General features: G+C 63.2%; 4 protein-coding genes and 1 pseudogene. 2 read left to right on the plus strand and 3 right to left on the minus strand.

Annotated elements, in window-relative coordinates:
* Positions 1–593 (plus strand): annotated as a pseudogene (locus DH10_RS29255) (magnesium chelatase domain-containing protein); the annotation flags it as partial.
* A gap of 124 nt (positions 594–717) precedes the next feature.
* On the opposite strand, the gene DH10_RS29260 reads toward DH10_RS29255, so the two are convergent.
* Positions 718–1,608, minus strand: a complete 891-nt coding sequence (locus DH10_RS29260) for a class II aldolase/adducin family protein (RefSeq protein ID WP_210325382.1) — start codon at positions 1,606–1,608, stop codon at positions 718–720.
* Here DH10_RS29260 and DH10_RS29265 point away from each other — a divergent pair.
* On the plus strand, positions 1,603–2,586 hold the full coding sequence (locus DH10_RS29265) for a GlxA family transcriptional regulator (protein ID WP_192257375.1): 984 nt from the start codon (positions 1,603–1,605) through the stop codon (positions 2,584–2,586). The genes DH10_RS29260 and DH10_RS29265 overlap by 6 nt on opposite strands.
* A 425-nt stretch (positions 2,587–3,011) precedes the next feature.
* Here DH10_RS29265 and DH10_RS29270 read toward each other — a convergent pair whose 3' ends face one another.
* Positions 3,012–4,661, minus strand: a complete 1,650-nt coding sequence (locus tag DH10_RS29270; RefSeq protein ID WP_192257373.1) for an ABC transporter substrate-binding protein — start codon at positions 4,659–4,661, stop codon at positions 3,012–3,014.
* Between the two features lie 18 nt (positions 4,662–4,679).
* Positions 4,680–8,057 carry an AAA family ATPase gene (locus tag DH10_RS29275; RefSeq protein WP_192257371.1) on the minus strand — a complete coding sequence of 1,126 codons (3,378 nt, stop codon included), beginning with the start codon at positions 8,055–8,057 and terminating at the stop codon, positions 4,680–4,682.
* Between the last annotated feature and the right edge of the window lie 120 nt (positions 8,058–8,177).

Below are 8,177 nucleotides of genomic sequence, written 5' to 3' on the forward strand. Positions count from 1 at the left end.
ATCCCCGTCCGGCTTTTGCGAAATGCGCAATGATCGCGCCGGGCAAGGTCGGCATGCAGATCGTCGGCCTGCCGGACAAGGCGGTGGCCGAGAGCCGCGAACGCGTGCAGGCGGCACTCCATGCTTCGGGCCTGTCGATGCCTTCGAAGAAGGTGACGGTGAACCTCGCACCCGCCGACCTGCCCAAGGAAGGCAGCCACTACGACCTGCCGATCGCGCTTGGGCTCATGGCCGCGCTCGGCGCCATTCCGGGCGACATGCTGGCCGGCTATGTCGTGCTCGGCGAACTGTCGCTCGACGGCACCATCGCCGGTGTGGCCGGCGCGCTGCCGGCGGCGATCGGCGCCAACGCCGAGGGCAAGGGACTGATCTGCCCCTTCGCCTGCGGGCCGGAGGCGGCCTGGGCCGGCAAGGATTTCGATATCCTGGCGCCGCGCAGCCTGATCGCGATCGCCAACCATTTTCGTGGCACGCAGGTGCTGTCGCGGCCGGAGGCCGGCATCCAGCTTGCGGCGCGCGACCTGCCCGACCTTGCCGACATCAAGGGCCAGGAAAGCGCCAAGCGGGCGCTCGAAGTGGCGGCCGCCGGCGGCCGCTTTTGACATTGTGGCTAATTAAACGGCGCACAATGGTCGTGGTCCAGAGCGGCCGGTAAGCGCCAGGAGTTGACCCTTAGGGCCCGAACGGCGCATATCGGTCCCCTTGCCGACCTTCAGTTCACGCCCTGTAGGTAGGCGCCTCGCGATCGACGCAGCGCAGGCACGCTTTCCATTCGAGTGCGCCGTCGTAGCCGTACCAGTCGCTTTTGGCCATGTCGGCGAGATGGCGGTCGATCTCGGGTTGGCCAAGCGTCATCAGAGCTGCACCAGCGGCTCCGCCAGACTGAACCTCCAGTTGCACGGCGCAAGCCTGGTCGAGATAGAATGAGCGGAAGAATGCTTCTCCCACTGTCCGGCCGAGGACAAATGCGCCGTGAAAAGCCTCGACGATCATCGACTTGTTATGGGCCGCTTTAAGGAGCCCGGACAGGAAGTCGTCGGTGCATTCGAACTCGTAGCGGGTGTAGCCGATCTGCTCGGCGCCGCCAATCATAAGGAAGGCCTGGCTGTAGGGCTGCACACCCGTCGTCTGCGCCGAGACGCCCATGATTGCCTTGGTATGGATGTGCATCACGCTGTTGATCTCTGGACGCGCTTCGAAGAACAGCTTCGCGATCTCGGTCGCCGAAGGGTTCGGCTCGCCATTCTCCGGGTTCATGTTGCTCCCGTCGAAGCCGACTTTGATCAGGTTCGACGCTGTGACCTCCTCGTTGAATAGGCCATAGCAATGGGTCAGCATCGCCTTCTCACCTGGTACGCGCGCCGCGTGCCACTGGTTGGTCAGGTCCGTCAACCGATACTTCTTGAGCAGGTGATAGACGGCGGACAGTTCGCAGCGTGTCTGCCATTCTGGCTCGGGGCAGACGATCGGAATCGAGCGAGCGATGGCGTTGGTCGTGGTCATGGCGTTCTCCATTGTATCGGGTTCTTGGGTCCTATTTCTCCCTTTTGCCACATTTTGCCTGCCGTTTATTGAATTGAAGTGCTCTAAAATTGACTTATTATGCACCCGATGATTTCCTCCACCCAGCATACCGTCGGGCTATTGCTTTTCCCGCGGTTCCAGCTTCTCGCCTATGTTATGGCGACCGAAACACTGAGACTCGCAAACAAGGTTGCCGGTCGCTCGGTGTTTCGATGGGAAACGTTGAGCCAAAACGGCGCGCCAGTGGCCGCCTCGAACGGCGTGCCGGTGGTGCCGTCCGGACTGGTCGCCAACGCAGCGGGCCTGTCGCTTCTTCTGCTGTGCGCAGGATACGATCCTTTGGCCGAGGTGTCGGATTCCACTAAGGCGATGCTCCGTAAACGGGCTCGCTTGGGCGGGATGTTGGGTGGTCTCGACACGGGCACCGTCATCCTCGCCGAGCTTGGTTTGCTCGCTGGATATCGAGCGGTCGTGCACTTTGAAGCTGAGACCGGCTTTCGCGAGACCTATCCGGAAATTTCGCTCGAAAACGCAATCTATGCGCTTGACCGGAATCGTTTGACTGCTGCAGGCGGCACGGCCACCGGGGACGCGATGCTGGCATGGATCGCCAATGTCACCTCACCCGAGCTGGCGGTAAGAACCGCGGAGGCCCTAATCCACGGCTCGATCCGGCCGGCGGGTGCCCCCCAGAGACACAGCAATCGCTCACCGGGCAATCCCCATTTCCGACTCCTCGTCACTCTGATGAAGGACCATCTCGAAGAGCCTCTCGGTATGGATGAGATCGCGCGCAGAAGCGGACTGGGCAAACGGCGGATTCAAGCATTGTTTCTGCGTCACGGTGGAAAAGCCCCATCGGCCTACTATTTGGACCTGCGCCTTGACCGCGCGCGCGATCTGCTGAGCTCGACGACCATGAGCGCATCGGCAGTCGGTGCGGCCTCCGGCTTTGCCTCACCCGAGTGGTTCTGCCGCGCTTACAGAAAGCGGTTCGGATTGCCGCCGCTTCAGCATCGCAAGTTGCTGCTTTCGGGCATCGGCGCAGGTAGGTTCGACTGATGGGCCCGATCAATCCGGAATTTGAACCCAGTCTGGCCAGCGCATGCTAACGAGCGCGCAGTCCGCCTACGGCACTACTACGCACTGCCGTTCAGAACTTCCGGACGGGGTCCCGGGCCTGCGAGCTTTGTCGCCGATTTGGGGTGAATAGCCCGATCTGGCGAAAGGAGCTCTACGGCAGGTTCGACCCATTGGCGTTCGCAATTGGTGTATCGAGAGTCGCGTTCGGGTCAAAGGCGACCTTAGCCGGTGGACGATCCATGCTGACATTGTGGCTAATTAAACGGCGCGCTCTGATGGGTCTACGCGACTTCCGCTAAGCGCCACAGGAGCGGCCATTTGAGCGTGTGATTTCAAAGACTGAGTATGGCCGGAAAGCAGCCGGTGCCTCGAAAATCCGGACGATGGCCTCCCAGTCCTCTGACTCAAGCCTCCAGCCAGACTTTTCCGAAGTCGTGCTCGAACATTGGGTGCATGCCATGGTTCTTCACCGCGGCCACCGAGTGGTTATAGAGCTTGCGCCAGTAAGGCTGGATGATAATGCCGGAATCCTGCAGGATCTTCTGGATGTCGGCCATCACCGTCTTGCGCTTCTCGGCATCGGCGATCGACAGCGCCTCGCCGATCTTGGCGTCGAGGTCCGGATTGGAATAGGCCGCCTCGTTCCAGGCCTCGCCGGTGCGGTAGGCGATGGCGATGACCTGAATGCCGAGCGGGCGCATGTTCCAGTTGGTCATCGAGTACGGATACTTCGTCCAGTCGTTCCAGAAGGTCGAGCCCGGCAGGACGGTGCGCTTCACCTTAATGCCAGCTTCGCGAAGCTGGGCGGCGATGGCGTCGCCGGTGTTCTTGTGCCAGTCCTCGTCGACCGTGATAAGTTCATGCTCGAAGTCGGCCTGACCGGCCTCCTCCATCATCGCCTTCGCCTTCGCCGGATCGCGGGCGACCTTCGGCAACTCCACATATTCAGGGTGGATCGGGCAGACATGGTGGTTTTCTGCCTGGTCGCCGGCATTGCCGTAGCCGAGCTGGAGCACGACGGCGTTGTCGACGGCGAGCTGCAGCGCGTTGCGGACCTTCTGGTCGTCATAGGGCTTGTTGGCGACGTTGGTGCGCGCCACGATCGTCGACGCGGTCACCACCTCCGACTTGACCAGATCGAGCGCATCGAGGATCGGCACGTAGTCGGCGGTCGTCTCGTCGTTTGTGTGGACCTCGCCGGCCTCGAAGGCCGAAACCATTGCCGAGGGGTCCGCGCCGTAATCGATGAACTCGACGCCGTCGAGATAGGCCTCGCCGCCCCACCACTTGCCGTTCTCGCGGCGCTTGTAGACGACCTTCTGGCCGACATCGTAGGAGACGAGCTCGAACGGTCCGGTGCCGATCGGGTTCTGCACGAAGTTGGCACCGGTCTCGTCAAAGGAGCGGTGGACGATCAGGCCGGGATAGTCGCAGAGGTTCGGAATCAGCCCGATGTCCGACTTGGTCAGGCTGAGCTTGACCGTCATGTCGTCGACCTTGGTGACAGCGCCTTCACGCAGCTTGCCCGACTTTTCGTCGACCAGCGTGCCCATGCGGCCTGGCATGGAATTGCCCTCAGCGCTCTTGTCGGCCCAGCGGGTGAAATTGAAGATCACGTCGTCGGCATTGAACGTGTCGCCATTGTTCCAGGTCACACCCGGACGGACCTTCAGCGCGTATTCGGTAGCATCGTCGTTCACTTCCCAGCTTTCCAGCAGATAGGGCTTGAAGGTGAATTCACGGGTATATTTGACCAAGGGCTCGAGCGTCTGGCGCTGCGCGGTGGCGATCTGGGACCAGTCCGCCATGCGCGGATCCTTCGGATCCTTGACGTGCATCGCGACCTTGAGGACACCGCCCTTCACGGGTTCCTGCGCCATGGCGTTGGTGGGCACTGCAAGAGCGATCATTCCGTAGGCGTACGCGGTCGACGCGCCGAATACGCTGGCGAGAGCCAGGAACTCGCGCCGGTCCATCTTGCCGGCCCTGACGTCCTCCGCCAGTTGGCGAATGTGATGGGGAACCCGGTCCCCGTTGCTTCTGTAAAGGGCCATGACGTGCTCCCGGCGTGATCATGACGATGCACAGCTGTCCAGAAGCGCCTTCGCATCGATCAAGTCGCGCGTGTTGAAGCCTTCCGTGAACCAGGCGTAGGTCGGCGCGAGCAGGTCGTAGGCTTCTTGCCGATCGCCGCGGTCGGCCCACAGGCGGGCGAGCGAGGTCGACGCGCGCAGGTCCAGTGATCGCGCCTGCTGTTCGCGAGCGATCTCGATGGCGCGGCGATAATGCGCCTCGCTGTGTTCGGAGTCACGGGGTTTTGCCAGGAGCAGGAGATTTCCAGTGAGCCGGCTAAATTCCGACTCCCAGAGGCGCGCGCCAGTAGCCGCCGCCTCGGATATTGCTGGCTGCAGCATGCTTAGGCCGGCGTCGACCTCGCCCGCCAGTTCGCACACGCATCCGAAAAGACAGAGAACAAGTCCTTTTCCCTCGACGTCACTGAGGATTTCGTTTGGCAGCGCCGGCGGGGCGGCGGTGACGGGGGCTGGAACCTGCTGTGCGCTCTCGAGGGCCTGGATCATGGCCAACTGCAGATTGATTGTGGGGACCCAGGCCGGAAATCCCTCGTGCGCCAATTGAAGCCTCGCCGCGGCTGCTTCCCGAGCCGCCGCGGCATCGCGGCGGAAGTAGTGCAGCACGGTGGCATGATAGAGAGCGTGCTGCAAACTGGGCGGATGAGGCAGTTGGCGGGCCCGGGTAATGGATTCTCGCGCCCGGGCCAACGCCTGATCCGGAAAGCCAAGCATCCACAGACTGACGCCCTGCTTGGCAGCTGCGCACACGCCGGAGTCGTGGCCGCCATAGACGAAGGCGTGCGAGAAGTGTTCTGGCCGATAGAGGAAGAGACCCTGGTCGGTGTGCTCGCACACCGACCGCCACTTACCGAGCGCGTATTGCGTCGTCCAATTGACGTGGTGGGCCTCCAGCAGCAGGGACGGGTCGCCCGATTGCCGGGCGATCCCGATCAGTTGATCAGCGAGGGCGCTGGCCGTGTGCATCCGCCCCCGGGCCCGGTGGCCGGTGCACAGGCCGCGCAGCGCGGGGAAGGATTTGGACGTCTCGCTGCCCAGTTTGGCACATAGCTCGCAGGCTCGCGTATAGGCGGCGACGGCCCCGGCAGACCCATAGCCCTTGAGGGATGCCAAGGGTATGCCACGCGCAAGCTGCAGATCGATCTCGCGATCGTCGCGGGCCGGGCTCTCTGGGAGTTGCGCGAGAAGGTCCAGGCCCTTTGAGAGGTGCGCAATGGCTTCGGCGTCGGCCGACCGATAGTTTGCGCGCAAGCCCGCCTCGTACCAGGATGACACTGCATCATCGAACAGTCCGCCCTCGGTAGCATGGTGGGCGAGCACCTCCGGTTCCGCCTCTGCTCGTTCGGGAAAGCGATCACGGAGGAGGGTGACGATCCGGCAATGGAGTTGCTGGCGTCGGCTCTTCAATAGCGACTCGTAGGCGGCATCCCGCACCAGCGCGTGCTTGAAGGTGTAGTTCGCGTCAGGAGGTTTGCCACGGCAAAACGCCAGTTCTGCGTGGACAAGTTCGTCCAGAGCGGTCCTGACCTTCGGCTCGTCCATCTGCGCGGTCGCTTCCAGCAATTCGTAACTGAACTCGCGGCCGATGACAGCGCCGATTTGCGCCACCTCCTTAACCGGCGACAACCGATCGAGGCGAGCCAAGAGCGAGTCCTGTAGCGTCGAGGGGATGGCGAGCGGCGGCAGCGGACCGGTAAGCTCGTAGCGGTCGCCGGCCTCGCGGAGCAGATCGGATTCGAGCACCGCCTTTGTCAGCTCCTCGACGAACAGCGGCACGCCTTCGGTCTTGGCGAGAATATCCGCCTGCACCTCGGCAGGAAGCGGCCGCCCGCCAGACAGCTGGTCGATCAGCATGGCACCTTCGTTCTGCTCAAGGCGATCGAGCGTCAGCTGTGTCACATGCGGTCGGCCGGTCCAGCGTGGCGCGAACTCAGGCCGGAAGGTAACGACCAGCAACACCGGCTGCCGCTCGATCTGATCGACGATTCGATCGAACAGCTCCAAGGTGGTGGGATCGAACCAGTGAGCATCTTCGGCCGTCATGAGCACCGGCTGCTTGGCTGCGAGGCTCTCAAGCTGGGCTAGCAGCGCCTCAAAGGTCCTCGCCTTCTTCTCTTGCGGTGCGAGCTCGGGCATCGGGTAGCGGTCGCCTGTCGGGATCGTCAAATGCTCGGCGATCAGCGGCATCGCCGTTTTCGGGTCAGGCCCAGCCAAGACAAGCAGTGCCTCCAGCTTGGCCAATTTCACCTCCGGCGCATCCTCGTGCCCGAAGCGGGCGGCCCGACGCAGCTGGTCCAGCACCGGGAACAGCGCGCTGTTCGTGCGATAGGGCGAGCCGTGATAGCGCAGCGACAGGCATTCCTCGCCGAGCCGCTCGCGCAAGGCGATCGCGATGCGCGACTTGCCGATGCCCGGCTCGCCCGACAGCAGTACGACCTGACCCCTGCCATCCTTGGCCCGCCGCCAGCGGTTGAGGAGCAAGGCTACCTCCTGATCGCGGCCGACGAGCGACGTGAGGCGCATCCCGCGCAGCGCCTCGAAGCGGCCCTCGGCTCGGCTCTCGCCCATGACCAGCCATGCCTGCACCGGCTGGGCGAACCCCTTCAGATCGTGGGTGCCGAGATCAACCAGCTCGAAGAGCTCGCCAAGCAGCCGTCGCGTCGGTTCGGCGACCACCACTGCGCCGACCTCAGCCAGTGATTGGAGTCGCGCCGCCAGGTTCGGCGTCTCGCCGACCACCGCCTCCTCCTGCGCTGCACCTTCGCCGACCAAGTCGCCTACCACCACCAGACCCGTGGCAATGCCGACACGCGCGCCCAGTGGCTCTTTCGCGGGTGTCGCCAGCTTGGCGACCGCGCCGGCAATGGCGAGCCCGGCCCGCACCGCCCGCTCGGCTTCGTTCTCGTGGGCCCGAGGCCACCCGAAATAGGCTAAGATCCCATCCCCCATGAACTTCGCGACATGGCCATCCACACGCGTGATCTCCGCGGCCACCGCGATCTGGTACTTCCGGATCACCTCCCCCATCTCTTCGGGGTCCAACCGACCTGATAACGCGGTCGATCCAACCAAATCGACAAACATCACCGTCAACTGGCGACGTTCAGCTTCCGGGCGAGGCGGTGGACCACTTCCAGGGATCGGTTCAATTCCGGCCGCTGTGGCGGGATCCCCTATATCGCGCTTGCCAAGCTCCGCGATCGCGGCCAATACGAGCTTCCTTGGGCCCATCGGCAGCCCCAACGCCTTGAGGTCCGCGTCCGAGAGATGCCGGAGCACTTCGGGCGTGATCTCGTTCTTGGCGAAGGTTCTGCTATATTTGCCGAGCCCAAGGCTCGAGAGCCACCCGGCAATGTCCATGACACTCTCCGTGTAGTCCGAGGCAGATTAGCACCGCGCGGGCGCACGGCGAAGCCCGGATGCATCGTCCGACGGTATCAATGTCATGTGCAGGCTAGAGTCTTTCACGTTTTGACGGAA

Origin of the sequence: Mesorhizobium silamurunense, assembly GCF_014843825.1 — a bacterium.
Classification (GTDB): Bacteria; Pseudomonadota; Alphaproteobacteria; order Rhizobiales; family Rhizobiaceae; genus Mesorhizobium; species Mesorhizobium silamurunense.

Bases quoted from the DNA above. Each gene is read 5' to 3' on its own strand.
- DH10_RS29265 (WP_192257375.1), top strand. From the start codon at position 1,603: ATGCACCCGATGATTTCCTCCACCCAGCATACCGTCGGGCTATTGCTT.
- DH10_RS29270 (WP_192257373.1), bottom strand. From the start codon at position 4,661: ATGGCCCTTTACAGAAGCAACGGGGACCGGGTTCCCCATCACATTCGC.
- DH10_RS29275 (WP_192257371.1), bottom strand. From the start codon at position 8,057: ATGGACATTGCCGGGTGGCTCTCGAGCCTTGGGCTCGGCAAATATAGC.